Raw genomic sequence first — 14,956 nt, 5'->3', positions numbered from 1 at the left:
AGCTGCGATGCCCCGCCGACGATATGCCGGCGGGGCTTTTTTTGTTGACGCCTTCCATCACCAAGTCCCGCCAACCTTAAGTCACCTGATTGAGGCGGCGATTCGGTGCCTTCCGAGGGCTGTAGGCCACCGCATCCGCAGCCGTAGATGACGGAGAGCGGAAGGCGGTTACCCTGCCTTGAGAAGCTTGATGTCAGCAATGCGCTGAAGCTGTTGAAGATGATCCGGCTTGTTCTTGGCAAGCCATCGCACAACCGCTGCATTGTCCAAGAGGGTCGACCCAATGTGGGTTTTGACGATTTCGAGCTGGAGGCTGGCTGGGCCATAATTCTCCTCCAGCAGCTTCGTATCGGCTTGCAGCGCTGCCAGCTCCCGTTCCAAGCGTTGGAGCGCCTCGATAGGGGCACCGTTGACCGTCTTTGCTGCCAACGGCTCTATCAACTGTTCGACCGGCGTGTTTTGGAGAAGCGCGGTTGCAAGCTTGATCGAGTAATCTCCCAAATTCACCATGGTCTGGGCAGCATCGATCTGTCGGAAGGGCTTCATCTTCCGCAGCAACCGAAAGACGCCTGCGGCGGCGGGTTTGTCGGCCAGGATGGCGGTCGCTTCGTCGCAAACGCCATCCAGAAGCCGGAATTTGTCCCGGATGGAGCTGGCCGAGATGTTAAGCACCTGCGACAACTGTTCCACGGAAACCCCGCGCTCTGCTGCCCTGAGGATCATTCGGTGCTCTTGGACGACCGAAAGGCGGTTCACCTGCTTGTTGTAGGTGTAGCCTTCGTCATCTGTTGAGATGAGGCAGGGGGCCACAGTTGCTCCCAGTTCCTTCAGAGCCTCCAAGCGCATTCGCCCATCCAGTACTAGGAACCGCCCGGCGGTACCCCGGTCCAGGGTAACCACGATGGGTTCGACCAATCCCACCGTCCTGACCGAGCTCACGATCTGCTGATATTTGACGGAGGCCTTCGTACCTGCGGGCATGGCTACGCTGTAGTGCAGCTGCGCCAGCTGGATATCCACGCAATCCTTTTCAAAGCCCAGGCGTACGCCCGAAGGTTGCTTCTTGCTCATCGGGCCAACCCTCTGCGCGGCAGCAGGTCAGCCAGTGGTTGCGGGACGCTGGTCAGCCCCTCCGATTGGAGAAGTCCGCAGAACTCTTTGGAGGCAAACAGCTCTTTGAAGATCTGCCGGGCCAGGAGGAGCGATTGCTGCGTGAACTCGGCCTTCTTCTGGATGCGTTGGTGCATCTCCACGTCTCGTTTGTAGAGCTTTGCAAGGTCCTCGGGAGTCAGCTTCTTTCGCGGTGTGCCATGAGCATAGGAGTTTGTTCCCTTCTTTCCGCTTCTAGATCGATGAGCCAAGATGTTTCGGACGACGGTCACCTTCTTTCCCTTGAGCTCACCGGCCTCGTAGGCGTCCATCAGCAACTGTTGCGCATCGCGATCATTTGCCCGGGAGATGTTGACGGCAAGGGCCAAGGAAATGTGGCCGGCCTCTGCGGCAGCAAGTAGACGTCGCTCTCCGCGCTCCATGAGGTTGGCAACGCTGTTTACCCAGGACGGAGTGCAGCCCAGCTTGGTGGCTATCTCCGAGTCCGAGTAGCCGCGCTCTCTGAGCACCTGGACCTGTTCCATGGTCTCGGCCGCCCTGGGCGTGCGGCGGGCGACGTTCTCCACGATGCTCATGACGTGGCCGGTATGCTCATCCACGTCCAAGATCAGGGCGGGGATCTCGCGGTGGCCCAACAGCTTGCAGGCCTCAAGGCGGCCTTGGCCGCAGATCAGTGCATAGGAGAGGGACGTTTCATCAGGAGAAGCCTTGCGAACGCTAACCGGGCGTTTAAGTCCCACCGTTTCGATGCTTCGGGTGATGCCACGGTGGATTCGTTGGTTTCTGACACGCGGATTGGCGACGTGGATGTCGGCAATGGGGATCATCTGAACGCTTGTGCTTTTGTTCGTCATGCGGCCTCCAGCAATGCGGCCCGACCGGCCAAGGCAAAGAACTCCTCCAGTGTGTCCACCCGGTAGGCGTCCAAGGAGAAGCCGTTGTCCTCCATGGAGGGCCTGCCATCGGGGGTGAAGTCGATGGAAGGAAGCACGTAGAAGTCATGGGCATGACGGTTACCGGGATCCATTCGGATCACTACGGTCAAATGCGGCGTCAGGCTTGCATCCAGTCGGATGCGCCAGCGGTTGGAGCCGGCGGGTGTGGGCTTGCATCGTGCGATGACGACGGATGTGAGGAGCTCACCGTTCACCCGCAGCAGACCGGTATCCCGGCATGGCTCAACCCACCCGCCGTGTTGGGCGATGCCATCCACCACCAGTCGGACCATCTCGGGATGCCGCTGCCGAAGGGCACGGTTGATCTCCAGATAGGCGTAGTCGCGTTTGGGGGAGTAACCAACCAGGCTGTAGGCTCGGAGCAAACTTCCAAACCGATGGCGGAAGGCGCTGCTGGAGGGAACGCCTTCTTCTTCATCGATCAGCACCCCTGACAGCGCGCCATGCCGCTCGAGCAGCGAGCGCAGGGCTTCCAGCATCTGGCGGTCGTCCAAGTGGACCGAACGTGCCGCGATGACTGCTTGAACGCGCTCGAACAGATCAAACGGAACAATGGCTTCAAAGGCATGTTCCTTTCGCACCCACGCCTCCGGTGGGTTCTGAACGTGTTGCAGCTTCAGCTTGAACGAGGTGCGGTTGTAGACGTTGTGGCCGACGTATTTCTCATTCGTCAGTATTTGATGGATCGTCCCTCTGCTCCAGGGGCCACCCACTTCGTTGGGGATGCCTTCTCGGTTCAGAACGGATGCGATGACCCGTTCGGGCATAGCATCCTCTAGAAACAGCCGATAGATCCGCAAGACGGTGGCGACTTCTTGCGCAGGCCCGGGCACCAGGATCACACGATCGGTCTGGATGCTCTTTTGCTCTCCTCGAGCGAGCACTGCCTTGGGCTGGAGGTGCTCGTCCACGAGTTGGCGGCGCAAGCCGTATCCCGGCGTGCCTCCTTGTCGGAACCCGTGTCGCACGATGTTGCAGGCCCCTTTGAATACCTTGTCAGATAACTCGCGGCTGTATTCGGCGGCCATGCTGCGCTTGAGGCCAATCATGATGGTGGATGGCAACGAGCCATCGTTCTTGAACGCTTCCGCGCAATAGATGACCGGCACACCATTGCTCTTACAGGCATGAACGTAGGCGGCGGCCTCGTCGGGGTCGGGGAAGCGCCCCCAACGGCTGACGTCGTAGACCAAAATAGCGTTGAAGCCAGGGGAGGGGAGCTTCACATCCCGGAGAAGGGCTTGAAGAGCGCTTCGACCTTTGAGGTTTAGTCCACTCTTGCCGGAGTCTTCGTAGGTCTGGACGATCTCCATACCGTGCGCCTTGGCATATTCGGCAATTGCCGCAGCCTGGTTCTCCGTGGAGTAGCGCTGATGCTCGGTCGACATGCGCACATACTGGGCAACTGGAATGAGCCCGTCGGAAGACTGAATAGCATCGGTCACTGCGTGGTGCGAGGACACGGCCAGTGCTTCCCATCTAAGACTATGTATTCAGCGACCGTAGGCGGACAGTTTGACGGTCTCGTTACTCTTCGAGTTTGTGGCTGAACCAATCAAGTTCGTGACGCACAGGTGTCGATACCAGATAGAGGTGGTCAGGGCGCTCTGGGAGCGCGGGTGATACCCCTAAGCGTGCTCATTCGTTTCAGGCCGCGCCAGACTGACGGTCCACTGGCCTCCTTCCTGCTGGCGTAGGGTCAGCAGATCGTAGGTCTTCAGCATGCTGAGTAGGCCCGAATGCCCATATGCATTGGGAGAGAAGGACGGGTCTGTTCGTTTGAGGTATTGGCCCAACGGCCCCAGTCCTACCTCGCCCTCTGAGGTGTCTCCAGCCAGCAGCGTGACCGCTTCCACCATGAACTTGGGACGGCGCTTGGGAAGCGGCTTGGTGTCCGCCGCGGTGGGCTCAGCTTTGTTGCCCTCGGCTTTGGCCGGTGATGCATTGGGCCGGTCCTCGCACGGCTCGGTGATGGCTTTGCGCTCCCATTCGAAGAACTGATCGCAAGCGTTTCGCAGGGCCGCTGGCGTCTTGGGCTCGCCGACGATACAGACAGTCGCTCCGCGCTCCCGCAGCTTTCGACACAGGTAAGCGAAGTCGGAGTCACTGGTCACCAGGCAGAAGGTGTCGGCGCGGTGATCAAACAACGCCTCTTGAGCATCGAGAGCCAGGGCAATGTCGGAAGTGTTTTTTCCAGAGGCGTATTGGTATTGGAGGCAAGGGGTAAACGCCTGTTGGACGAGCACTTCCTGCCAGCGGTTGGCCAACGTGGCGTGGTTTCCATACCCGCGCCGCAGCACCACGCGCCCGAACTGAGCCACCATCAGCAGGGCGTGCTCCACGATCTCGGGACTGACGTTGTCGCAATCGACCAAAACGGCCACTTTGCTGTCGTGAGGGACTGATCCGTTAGCCATGTTCTTGTCCTTAAGCTGCGATGCGTGCATCCAAGCCGGCGTGTTCCCTCAGCAAATAGAGCAGACCACCCCCGTCGATCAGCTCAATGGGCTTGTCTTTGGCAAAGTTGAAGGCTTCGGTGCCGTAGCCGCTGGTGCAAACCAAGATGCCCTTGCTGGCACCTTCGTTGAGCATGGTCCCGTAAAGATCGCGAACCGCGCTGACCCCTACGGTGTCCCGATAGCGCTTGGCCTGTATGACGACCTTCCCGCCCAAGACGGGCCGGGTGTCAAAGGCCACCGCATCGACTCCGCCATCGCGGGAGCTCCGGGTCAGTTTCGTGTCCAGCCCCATCCGACTGAACAGGTTGGAGACGAGTGCTTCGAACTCGCTGGGGGTCAAATCCAGAAGGTTGGGGCGCGATTCAAGGCCTGAGAGCACGTCTGATTGCGCGATGAAGCGCTTGTCGACCATGTTGAATTCGACGATCGGTTTGATGGCCTGCAATTCATCGGGCCTGTTTGAGACCTGAGCACCCAGGCTGCGCAGGCATGCAACCTTTTCCACGCGTTCAAGGCGCAGCTGAAAAAAGGCGGCCTTTGTTGCCCGGACGGACACCACCGGTACCCGGACCTCTTGGCCGGTGGTGGGATCGTGGGTGTCCACCACGCCATTGAAGGTGACCAGCGCCAATGCGTCTGCTTGATCGGCCTCAAAGGCTTCGTGCAAGGTCCTCAGCGCGATTGAGGCAATGATGTCTTGGTAGAGCGATTTGATGTCGCTGGCCTTGCGCGCCTTGGAGTCGATCGCATCGCGTGTTTTGACATAGCGATAATCGGCTTCGGTGGGGACGACACCCACCTCGGGCAGGTCATACTCAATGACCAATTCCTTGGATGCCTCGGCATAGGCCAGCTTGAACGCCTGAGGGAAACCCTCAGAGGGGTATTCGGAGCGCGTGAGCACCATGTCGTTGTAGGCCACAACGGCATCAGGCTCGTGAGCCAGGTAGGCGCTCTGAAACTCATCCACTTCAGCGTTTCGGCGACCGACGTCAGCCTCATAGAGCGCGCGTTCGGTCTCGTGTTGGGCCCGTAGATCGGCCAGCCGTTGCTTCTTTTGCGCTTCTGCGCGATGGAACTGTTCGAGAGCCTGCTGGTGGGCATGATGGGCCGCCGCCTGGGCTGCCAAGTGCCGCTTTGCGGCGCCGGGCCAAAAGCGTGAGAAGCCGGTGGGGCCCGGAACCTCGACCTCGACCGGCGCCAACCCCGGAACCAAGTCCTTGGGCACTTTGAAGCCGGGATAGGGATCGGTGTGACGCAGGCTGTCGAAGCTGATGGTGTCGTTCACCGACAGGGTGTGAAGGAGCAGGCCCTCCAGTTCCTCCAGCCGGTCTTTGAGCTCGGCGTTGAGGTCGTCTGCCTCAGCTTGGCGGTCTTGGAGGTATTCGGCTTTGGCCAAGCGCGCAGCTTCCTTCTCCTGTTTCTCCAGGGCGCGCAGCTCCCGCATCTGTTGCGCAGCAGCCATACGCTCATGGCGCTCCAACTGCCTCAGTTGCGTCGCTTGCATTCGCTGCTGGCGCTTGTTTTCGCGCTGCGCTGCCGCCGCTGCCCGGCCGGCTGCCCGCAGAAACCCTTCTAGGCCGCTCCGTCGTCCCATACATCCCCCTGATGTCGAATATCTAAAGACTAACCTGTCGACGTCCTTCTAACGCGCTTTTTGGGCGTTTGGTCGTTCAAAAGGGCGCGCAGCGCAGGCAGGTTCAAGCCAAAATCCAGCACCGCCAATCCCGGAGTGTTCTTTCCAGGCCCATGCAGCTTCTCGTGGGCGGTGAATTCGCGGCTATACGTGGCGTGGTGCTCGTCGTCCAACTCGTGGCCCACCACCTGGGCCCGCAGCTCGGACGGTACGCCCGCCCCTTGGAGCGACTGAATGACGGTTTTCCGGAGCGAATGGAAGCCGCGCTTGCCGGGCGTCCAGTTCTTGCCTACGGCTTCCAGGTGGCGGCCGAACGCCTTGGTGATCCAATTACCGGCGCCGTTCTTGGCATCCGGTTTGGCGGCCGGGAACAGCCGCTTTGCCTCTGCCGCCCTTAACCCCTCAACCCATTCCTTGAACCCGAGGGTCAGCAGATCAGGGTGAACAGGGACGGTTCGGATGCTGGCATCGGATTTGAGCTTCTGATGCTCCCCTTCATCGGACATGTGAATGCAGAGCAATCCCGCCTCTTCGGTGACATCGCTGGGAAGCAGTTGGCCCACCTCGGCGGCGCGAGCGCCGGTGTAAAGACCAATGACCGCGGCCCAGCGGGCTGAAAGCGCCAGTTGCTCGAAGGCGGCTGGCGCAAAGAGGGCTCGGACTTGGTGGGTGTCGTAAGGCTTGAAGCCGAACTTTCGCCGAGCTCGCTTCTCTCGGATGGAGTAGCTGACATGCCCAGCGGCAACATTGTCGCCCCTGGGGTAGTAGCCCGAGGCCATGGCCCACTCGAAGAAGCCGCCCTTGCCGCCAATGTAAGACTGCTTGTTGGTCAGGGTGGGGGTTGAGGCGCCCTCTTCGCGCATGTGCTGATACCAGCGGGCCAAGTCTGTGCGCGTCAGCGTGTGGAGCTTGGTCTTGCTCCCGAGGAAGCCGACCAGGGAAACGATAGCCGTGCGCTTGATCGTCCAGGTCTTGGGCAGCGTGTTGCCCTTGAGCGTGGCCAGCCAAGCGTCGCAGGCGTCTTCGAGGGTGATGGGGGTCAGTTTGGACTTCGGGACTGGCGCCGGAGCGGGAGAGGGGGTGCCGTTGACGGCGTCCAGCAACGGGTCTGCGCCCTGGCGTTGCATCTTCTGGAAAAGCCGTAGGTCTTCCTCGTTGTCGATCTGCCAGCGCTCGGTGACCGTGCCATCGGCGGCGCGGGACCGGTGGAGGATCAATTCTTTCAGGTTGTCGGATTGGGTCAGACGGGCGATCAGTTCATCGGCCTCGCGCTTGCTCAGCTTGTCCACGCGTTGGTCCCTCAACACATCGAAGGCCTGAGCATAGCCCGCAGCTAGGGCCAGTGCGCGCAGCCTGGCCGTGGGCAGGTCGCGGGTGCGCAATGTGCGCTTGAGGACGCGTCGGCCAACCACGCCTTGAAGGTCGGTAGGGACGCGTTGTCGGAAAGCCCAAAGGCCGGTGGGAGAGCGGGTGAGGTGGTGTGGGATGCGCATCGAGAGATGTGTCCCGATTTGTGTCCCGCCGAAGGTCACCCCAGAAAAGCAAAAACCCCTGCGTAAACAGGGGTTTGCGTAATCTGGCGGAGAGAGGGGGATTCGAACCCCCGAAGCGCGGTTTAGACGCTTACACACTTTCCAGGCGTGCTCCTTCAACCACTCGGACACCTCTCCGGATCCCTGCCATCGGCAAACGCCTCAGCAGGGGCGCAGATTCTAGCGGGCGGCGCGGCCGGACACAAGCACCTCTGATCAGAGGCGCATCCAGGGGCATTGTTGGCGAGGGGGCTGGACAGGCATGGCACAATGGAACATCCGATGGAAAACGGTGGCCTGATGTCCTATCTCGTCCTTGCCCGCAAGTGGCGTCCGAAGCGTTTTGCCGAGCTGGTGGGCCAGGAGCATGTGGTCCGTGCGCTCAGCAATGCGCTGGACAGCGGCCGGGTCCACCACGCGTTCCTGTTCACCGGTACCCGTGGCGTGGGCAAGACCACCATCGCGCGCATCTTCGCCAAGTCGCTGAACTGCGAGCAGGGCACCAGCGCCGATCCGTGCGGCCAGTGTGCCGCCTGCCTGGACATCGACGCCGGTCGCTACATCGACCTGCTGGAAATCGACGCCGCGTCCAACACCGGCGTGGACGACGTGCGCGAGGTGATCGAGAACGCGCAGTACATGCCCTCGCGCGGCAAGTACAAGGTCTACCTGATCGACGAAGTGCACATGCTGTCCAAGGCGGCGTTCAACGCACTGCTGAAGACGCTGGAAGAGCCGCCGGAGCACGTGAAGTTCCTGCTGGCCACCACCGACCCGCAGAAGCTACCGGTCACCGTGCTCAGCCGCTGCCTGCAGTTCAATCTCAAGCGCCTGGACGAAGACCAGATCCAGGGCCAGATGACCCGCATCCTGGCGGCGGAAGAGATCGAGGCCGACGGCAGCGCCATCGTGCAGCTGGCCAAGGCCGCTGATGGCAGCCTGCGTGACGGCCTGTCACTGCTGGACCAGGCGATCGCCTATGCCGGCGGCGCGCTGCGCGAGGATGTGGTGCGCACCATGCTGGGTACTGTGGATCGCACCCAGGTGGCGGCGATGCTCGACGCGCTGGCCGAGGGCGATGGCCCGCGCCTGCTGCAGGTGGTGGCCGCGCTGGCCGAATTCTCGCCGGACTGGAGTGGCGTGCTGGAAGCGCTGGCCGAAGGCCTGCATCGCATCCAGGTGCAGCAGCTGGTGCCGGGCGCCGCCGTCGCGGAAGGCCTGGATGTGGCGGCATTCGCCGAGCGCCTGCGCCCGGAAGTGGTGCAGCTCTGGTACCAGATGGCCTTGAATGGCCGTCGCGACCTGCCACTGGCACCGAGCCCGCGCGCGGGCTTTGAAATGGCGGTGTTGCGCATGCTGGCGTTCCGTCCGGCCGCAGCGGTACCGCCGGTGCCGAAGGCCGTCGACGGTGCGGTGGGTGGCGCGCCGGGTGGCAACGCTGCCGGTGGTGGCGCCGATGCCGGAAGCCATGAAGCGACGCCGGCTGCTGCCGTCGCTTCGGCCAGTCCGGCCGCGGCGGCGCAGGCGGCCGCTCCGGCGGCTGCACCGCGCGAACCTGAACCCGAACCCGAGCCGGCACCGCAACCGGAGCCGGATCCGACGCCTGAACCCGAGCCGGTTCCGGTGGAAGAGCCCGTGTCACCGCCGCCGGTGAAGGCCGAGGCGCCGGCGTCTGCCATCGCTGCAGAGGCAAGCGATGACCTGCCGCCGTGGGCCACCGACGAAGCCGAGGCGCGGGATGGGGCCCTGGCGGCCGAGATGGCCGGCCCGGATGCCGCCATGGTCGCGCCCTGGCATGAACCGCCGGCTCCCGCCGCGGTTCCAGGCGAGCCTGCGCCGCCGGAGCGTTCGTTCCGCGCCGAAGGTATTGCCATTGCGCCGGCCGAACCGGCTCCGACGCGTGACGCCGCGCCGCAGGAAGGTGTCAGCGAGCTGGCCACTGCCGAAGACTGGCTGGACCTGGTCGCCAACAGCGGCCTCAGCGGCCCCTCGCGGCAGCTGGCTGCCAACGCCGCCTTCATCAGCTGCCAGCACGGGACCTTGAAACTGGGCCTTTCGCCCGGATTTGAGTACCTGCGCTCGGAGCGCGCGCTGGCTGCCCTGGGCGAGATGCTGCAGAAGGCCCTGGGCCAGGCGCCGAAGATCGTGGTCGAGACCGTGGAAACCGAACACGTTCCGGCCGAGACCCTGCATCAGCGTGCCGACCGCCAGCGTGGCGAGCGGCAGCAGGTGGCAGAGGCCGTTTTCATGGATGACCCGGAAGTGCAGGTGCTGATCCAACAGCACGGTGCCCGGGTTGTTTCCGATTCCATCCGTTCTTTTGACGAGTAAGAGACTATGCGCGGCAACATCGCCCAACTGATGCAGCAGGCCCAGAAGATGCAGGAGAACCTGCAGAAGGCCCAGGAAGAAATCGCCAGGATCGAAGTGACCGGCAGTGCCGGCGGCGGCATGGTCAGCGTGACCCTGACCGGCGCCAAGGAATGCCGCAAGGTGCGCATCGACCCGTCGCTGACCAGCGACCCGGAGATGCTGGAAGACCTGATCGCCGCCGCCTTCAACGATGCCTCGAACAAGATCGATGCCGAGTCGAAGTTGAAGATGGGTTCGGCCACCGCCGGCATGCAGCTGCCGCCGGGCATGAAGCTGCCGTTCTGATTTTTGGCGGGGCGCCTCTCGCTGCAGGCGCCCGCTGCAACCCTCAGTCGAGCAGGGCTCGACTCTACACGTAGCTGTCGAGCTTGCTCGACGCAATGAAAGCATGCCGCCGTGTCCGCACCCCTGCTTGAACAACTGATCGACGCACTGCGGGTGCTGCCTGGTGTAGGCCAGAAGACGGCGCAGCGCATGGCCTACCACCTGCTCGAGCGCGAGCGCGAAGGCGGCCAGCGCCTGGCCGAAACGCTGGCCTTGGCGGTGGAGCGTATCGGCCACTGCGCGCAGTGCCGCGACTTCAGCGAGACCGAGCTGTGCCCGACCTGCGCCAACAGCAGCCGCGAGCGCAGCCAGCTGTGCGTGGTCGAATCGCCGGCCGATCGTCTCGCGATCGAGAACGCGACGGGTTTTCGCGGTGTCTACTTCGTGCTGCAGGGCCGGCTGTCGCCGCTCGATGGCGTCGGCCCGCGCGAGCTGGGCCTGGAGCAGCTGGAGCAGCGGCTGGCCGAAGGTGAGGTACAGGAGCTGATCATCGCCACCAGTGCCACCGTCGAAGGCGAAGCCACTGCGCATTACCTTGCGCAGCTGGCGCGCGCGCGCAAGGTGCAGCCCAGCCGGCTGGCACAGGGCCTGCCGCTTGGCGGCGAGCTTGAATACGTTGACCGCGGCACGCTGTCGCACGCGTTCGGGACGCGCAGCGAATTCCGCGATTGAGCACCGCCCGGGCATCGCCCGGCGCGGCCGGCCTACAATGCGGAAGACACTCCCGCCGAGGCCGACCATGAGCAACGAAACCCTCTTCAGCAAGATCATCCGTCGCGAGATCCCGGCCACCATCGTCTATGAGGACGACGAGGTGCTGGGCTTCAAGGACATCGCACCGCAGGCGCCGGTGCACGTACTGTTCATTCCGAAGAACGAGATCATCCCGACCCTGGACGACCTGCAGCCGTCGCAGGCGCACCTGGTCGGCAAGCTGGCCCTGGCCGCTGCCGAATACGCGCGCCGCGAGGGTTTCGCGCAGGACGGCTACCGCATCGTGATGAACTGCCGCGAGCACGCTGGGCAGACCGTGTTCCACATCCACATGCACCTGCTGGCCGGCGCGCCGCTGGGGCATTTCGGTACGCCGGGGCGTTGAGGCCCTGTCCACGCATGCGTGGATGAAAAAGGCCGCCCGAAGGCGGCCTTTTCCGATCATGCAGGCTGGGTGGCGATCACCACCAGCCCCAACGGCCGTAGCCACCCCAATACGGGCCCCACGGACCCGGGCCCCACGGGCCATAGGGGTAGGGCACCACATCGACCTGGCGCTGTTCCGGCCACAGGTAGATCACATCGGCCGACAGCTTCGGCAGGCGGTAGTCGTAGTCCCCGATGCGCGTGTTCTGGTAGCCGTCGATCTTGCCGATGAAGGTCACGTCACGGCCGGGTTCAAACACGGCCGGGTCGTAGAAACCGGCGCGGCAGGCAATGAAGCGGCCGTCGCTGGCGTCGGACGAGGTGGTGTTCGGGCGGCCACTGGCGTTGAGCGGGCGCGAGATCATCTGGAAGCAGGTCTCGCCCTGGCCGGGCTTGGTCTCGATGATGCGGCCGCCCCATCGGACCGGCGTGCCGACCTGCTGGGTGGCGACCGAGTCGCGCGGGGAAACCAGGCTGAACTGTCCCTGCAGCGGCTTGGGGGCCGTGGCGCAGGCCGACAGGGCCAGCGTGGCCACAGCGGTGAGGAGGAACTTGGTGTTCATGGGGAGGCTCCGGAAGTCGGGCGATGCCTGCGCAGGTCCCGCAATAATGAAGCGAGGTCGGTGCAAGTTCCAGCGTAGCGCGCGTCGGCGAAACGCTGGCTGAGCGCGAGCAGGGTCGGGTCGGGGCGCTGCCGGTGAACCCGCTGTGCCCATTCCTGTGCGGTTTCGTGCGGTTCGCGGGCCAGGCCGAGGCGCGCATACCGCCGCCCGAGCCGGTGCCAAGCGCGCAGCAGCGGGTCGCGCTCGCGCTCGCCGCGGGCCAGCAGCCAGGCCATCCACGCCAGTGCCAGCAGGGCGGCGACCACGAATCCGGTCACCAGCTGCGCCGGCCCGAGGTCATCCAGCCCGAACGGCTTGAGCAGTTGCTGCTGGCGGCGTGCATCGAAGGACAGCACCAGGTCGTTCCAGCCGCGGCGCAGCCAGTCACCCATCTGCCCCAGTTGCAACCAGCGCTGTTGCAGCGGGGTATCGGTGCCGGCCTGCAGGCGGTCGTCCAGGGTGTCCAGGATGCGTTCGGGTGCCACGGCGGCAGTCGGGTCGACCCGCACCCAGCCGCGTTGCGGCAGCCAGACTTCGGCCCAGGCGTGGGCATCCATGCGACGCACCACCCAGTAGTCGCCGATGCGGTTGCGGGTACCGCCTGCGAAGCCGGTCACCACCCGGGCCGGAATGCCGGCGTTGCGCATCAGCACTACGAAGGCCGAGCTGAAGTGCTGGCAGAAGCCGGCCTTGTAGTTGAACAGGAAATCGTCGACCGGATCGCGCCCCGCCACCGGTGTATCCAGCGTGTAGGAGAAGTCGCGGGTGATCCATTGCAGCGCACGGCGGACGATGGCCTCGTCATCGCTGCCTGCCTCCTGCCGCCATTGCCGCGCGAGCTGGGCGGTGCGCGGATTGAAGCCGGGCGGAAGCTGCAGCGCCGCGCGGCGCAGGTAGGGCGACAGATCGGTGTCGAACCGTTGCGGCGGCGCCGAATGCAACCGCCAGCGGCTGAGCGCGGACAGCGTGCGGTCGCTGCGCAGGCTCATGTCGGCATCGAAGCTGCTGCCCTCCGGTGCGCGGCTGGGCAGGTCCAGTGCCACCAGCAGGCGACGGTCGGTGGGCTCGTAGTCGATCTGGTAGTCCCAACCCTGTGCGGCGGTTTCGACCACCGGTGCGGGGCGTCCGGCCGTCGCGCGATCGCGGCTCCAGCGGTGGCCGTCGAACGACGTCAGCACCGGGCCGCGCCAATAGCGCTGCGCAGGTTCGGGCACCGCGCCGAAAAACTGCACGCGCAACGCCGGGGTGTCGTCGGCCATCAGGTCCAGCCACTGGTCCGGCGCCATGCTGTCAGCCAGGCCCGGTGTGCCCACCGCTCGCTCGGGTACGCCCCACAGCGGCGTGGACAAGCGCGGGAACAGCCAGAAGCAGGCCAGCGCGAGTGGCAGGCCGATCCCCAGCAGGCGGCCGACACCACGCAGTTGTCCGCGCAGCGGCAGGCGAGGGCTGTGGCCCTCGTCCAGGGCCAGGCGTTGCAGGGCCAGCAGTGCGGCAACTGCGGCCAGCGCTGCCAGCCCGGTGGTCAGCGGCCCCTGGTCGAGCAGGAAGGCCGCGAACGGCGAGAACAACGCGAAGCCCAGCAGGCTGCGCGCATCGCGCAGGTTGCGCAGTTCGCTGGACTTGATCGCCAGCATCGCCGCCAGCAATGCGCAGCCGGTATCGCGGCCCGGCCGCACCATGCCCATCTGCCAGACGATGGTGGCAAGCATGGCCAGCACCAGCACCAGGCGAACCGGCATCGGCAGCACCCGCCGCCACGAAAGCGCAGCGGTCAGCACCGCGGCGATCGCGATCACGCTGGCAAGCACCGGCGGCAGCTGCAGCAGCAGTGGCAGCAGCGCCAGCGCTGCGCTGGCCAGGGTCCAGCTGCGGGCGTTGCGGTCGAGCAGGACGGCAGGCTCAGTCATGGGGCATCAATGCCAGTGCGCGCAGGCACAGGTGGTGGTGGCTGGCGCCCTGGCCGGGCCCCAACGGCGGATGGGCCGGAAGCAGCAGCGTATAGCGACGGCCTTCGCGCTCGGCCATGTCGACCCAGCGTGCCAGCCGCGCGATGCGCGCTTCATGGCCCAGCGCCGCCAGCGTGCGCCAGTCCAGCACCACTTCGATGCCGATCGGCTTCTCGTATTCGCGTACCAGCAGGCTGTCGCGGCGCGCCGAGTGTTTCCAGGCAATGCTGCGCGGGGCATCGCCGGCACGATAGGGGCGCAACTGGTGCAGCTCATCGCCACTGGCATGGGCGCGGGTGTGCAGTGGGTCGTTGCCACGTTCCGGAAGCGGCGGTGCCAGTGCCTCGGCAAGTGGATAGACCAGCAGCGGCTGCTCCGGCCACACCCACGACCATGCCCGCACCAGTCCCAGCGGCTGCGTGCTCGACAGGCGGATGCGGGGCAGTTCCAGCCAGCCGCGCCGCTCGCTGGGAACATCCAGCTCCACTTCGCCGCGACCGTGTGCAGGCAGTGCAACCCAGGCCTCGCCTGCGCCCAGCTGCAGGTGCAGCCCGTGGCGCGCGCGCGGGTCACGCAACGAAAGGTCCACGCGCAGGCGCAGGGGATGCCCGGCCGGTACCGGTTCGGCGGAGATTGCATCGATCTGTATGCCGGACAGCTGCAGGTGCGCGGCGATGGCGCTGGCGATCGCTGCCGCGGCCAGCAGCAGCGCCAGCAGCAGGGCCGGGTTGTTGTTGTAGTTCAATGCGCCCAGCAGCATCGCCGACAGCAGGGTGGCGACGAACAGGCCAAAGCGGGTTGGTAGTACATAGATGCGATGGCGGTCCAGTCGCTGCGGCAGGGCTTCGGGCCTGCGGGGGCGTGCCAGCAGCTGCATG

13 protein-coding genes and 1 tRNA gene are annotated in these 14,956 nt (G+C 64.5%); 4 read left to right on the top strand and 10 right to left on the bottom strand.

The window, feature by feature from the left end; all coding sequences use genetic code 11:
* Positions 1–168: 168 nt before the first annotated feature.
* From AC10QF_RS12725 to AC10QF_RS12695, 7 genes are all read right to left on the bottom strand, one after another.
* A complete protein-coding gene (locus AC10QF_RS12725; protein WP_494542322.1) occupies positions 169–1,071 on the bottom strand; it encodes a plasmid partitioning protein RepB C-terminal domain-containing protein in 903 nt (300 codons plus the stop codon).
* A complete protein-coding gene (locus AC10QF_RS12720; protein ID WP_494542321.1) occupies positions 1,068–1,964 on the bottom strand; it encodes a plasmid partitioning protein RepB C-terminal domain-containing protein in 897 nt (298 codons plus the stop codon). Before AC10QF_RS12720 ends, AC10QF_RS12725 begins: the two co-directional genes overlap by 4 nt.
* Positions 1,961–3,529: a recombinase family protein gene (locus AC10QF_RS12715; RefSeq protein WP_494542320.1), complete on the bottom strand. Its 1,569-nt coding sequence runs from the start codon at positions 3,527–3,529 to the stop codon at positions 1,961–1,963. The genes AC10QF_RS12720 and AC10QF_RS12715 overlap by 4 nt, the downstream gene beginning before the upstream one ends.
* Before the next feature lie 165 nt (positions 3,530–3,694).
* Positions 3,695–4,483, bottom strand: a complete 789-nt coding sequence (locus tag AC10QF_RS12710; RefSeq protein WP_494542319.1) for an NYN domain-containing protein — start codon at positions 4,481–4,483, stop codon at positions 3,695–3,697.
* A gap of 10 nt (positions 4,484–4,493) precedes the next feature.
* Positions 4,494–6,122, bottom strand: coding sequence for a restriction endonuclease (locus AC10QF_RS12705; RefSeq protein ID WP_494542318.1), 1,629 nt, complete (start codon positions 6,120–6,122; stop codon positions 4,494–4,496).
* Positions 6,123–6,151: 29 nt separating this feature from the next.
* Positions 6,152–7,654: a DUF6538 domain-containing protein gene (locus tag AC10QF_RS12700; protein ID WP_494542317.1), complete on the bottom strand. Its 1,503-nt coding sequence runs from the start codon at positions 7,652–7,654 to the stop codon at positions 6,152–6,154.
* A gap of 84 nt (positions 7,655–7,738) precedes the next feature.
* Positions 7,739–7,831, bottom strand: a tRNA-Ser gene (locus AC10QF_RS12695).
* A 144-nt stretch (positions 7,832–7,975) separates the two neighbouring features.
* Between AC10QF_RS12695 and dnaX the strand changes: the two genes are divergently transcribed.
* From dnaX to AC10QF_RS12675, 4 genes are all read left to right on the top strand, one after another.
* Positions 7,976–10,024 carry a DNA polymerase III subunit gamma/tau gene (dnaX, locus tag AC10QF_RS12690; protein WP_069138953.1) on the top strand — a complete coding sequence of 683 codons (2,049 nt, stop codon included), beginning with the start codon at positions 7,976–7,978 and terminating at the stop codon, positions 10,022–10,024.
* 6 nt (positions 10,025–10,030) lie between these two features.
* The gene (locus AC10QF_RS12685) at positions 10,031–10,351 is read left to right on the top strand and encodes a YbaB/EbfC family nucleoid-associated protein (RefSeq protein ID WP_494542316.1); all 321 of its coding nucleotides are present in this window, start codon (positions 10,031–10,033) and stop codon (positions 10,349–10,351) included.
* A gap of 111 nt (positions 10,352–10,462) precedes the next feature.
* Positions 10,463–11,062 (top strand): recombination mediator RecR, encoded by a 600-nt coding sequence (gene recR / locus AC10QF_RS12680; RefSeq protein ID WP_005415496.1) that lies wholly within the window; start codon positions 10,463–10,465, stop codon positions 11,060–11,062.
* A 67-nt stretch (positions 11,063–11,129) separates the two neighbouring features.
* A complete protein-coding gene (locus AC10QF_RS12675) occupies positions 11,130–11,489 on the top strand; it encodes a histidine triad nucleotide-binding protein (protein WP_005415497.1) in 360 nt (119 codons plus the stop codon).
* 76 nt (positions 11,490–11,565) lie between these two features.
* Here the strand turns inward: AC10QF_RS12675 and AC10QF_RS12670 are convergent, their stop codons facing one another.
* From AC10QF_RS12670 to AC10QF_RS12660, 3 genes are read right to left on the bottom strand one after another with little or no spacing between them, the layout of a single operon-like run.
* Positions 11,566–12,093 carry a Slp family lipoprotein gene (locus AC10QF_RS12670; protein WP_049417063.1) on the bottom strand — a complete coding sequence of 176 codons (528 nt, stop codon included), beginning with the start codon at positions 12,091–12,093 and terminating at the stop codon, positions 11,566–11,568.
* On the bottom strand, positions 12,090–14,039 hold the full coding sequence (locus tag AC10QF_RS12665) for a transglutaminase TgpA family protein (RefSeq protein WP_494542315.1): 1,950 nt from the start codon (positions 14,037–14,039) through the stop codon (positions 12,090–12,092). Before AC10QF_RS12665 ends, AC10QF_RS12670 begins: the two co-directional genes overlap by 4 nt.
* Positions 14,032–14,955, bottom strand: a complete 924-nt coding sequence (locus AC10QF_RS12660) for a DUF58 domain-containing protein (protein ID WP_164260920.1) — start codon at positions 14,953–14,955, stop codon at positions 14,032–14,034. Before AC10QF_RS12660 ends, AC10QF_RS12665 begins: the two co-directional genes overlap by 8 nt.
* Position 14,956: the final 1 nt, after the last annotated feature.

It is taken from the genome of Stenotrophomonas maltophilia complex sp. Om-AH-Sm3 (assembly GCF_059337855.1).
This window is presented reverse-complemented; position numbering and strand designations above follow the sequence as displayed.